Raw genomic sequence first — 447 nt, 5'->3', positions numbered from 1 at the left:
CGTAACACGAGAGAAGTAATGCGGCAAATCGGCTTGATTCTAGAAAATGGATTCCAGGTCATCGGTCTCTCGGCGCTATCCGCGTTTGAACTGGCCAATGTGGAGCTCGGCGAAGAGGGCTACCGCATGACGATCCTCTCCCAATACGGAGGTATCGTTCATTCGACGATTGGCTTGGGGATCGTGACCACCAAATTCGACACGATGCCCGATACGTTGATGGTTGCGGGGATTCGTGTCCCGGGCCCCCTGGATCCCGGGCTGAAGTCCTACATCAGCCGTGCGGCCCACGAGGCACGACGTGTCGCGGGCATCTGCACGGGCGCGTTCGCGCTTGCAGAGGCCGGCGTGCTGGACGGAAAGACTGCTACCACCCACTGGCTGCATGCCAGACGATTGCAGGAAACCTTTCCTCAGGTTCGTGTCGACGAGGATCGGATTTTTGTG

General features: G+C 58.4%; 1 protein-coding gene. It reads left to right on the top strand.

Annotation, left to right across the window (positions count from 1 at the left end):
* Positions 1 to 18 precede the first annotated feature (18 nt).
* Positions 19 to 447 (top strand): DJ-1/PfpI family protein (locus tag AC1DKD_RS42120; RefSeq protein ID WP_477144852.1); only part of this gene is annotated, 429 nt, incomplete at its 3' end.

This window comes from Cupriavidus sp. 05T313 (assembly GCF_056396665.1).
Note: the sequence above shows the minus strand (reverse complement) of the source record. Positions and strands in the feature narration are given on the sequence as shown.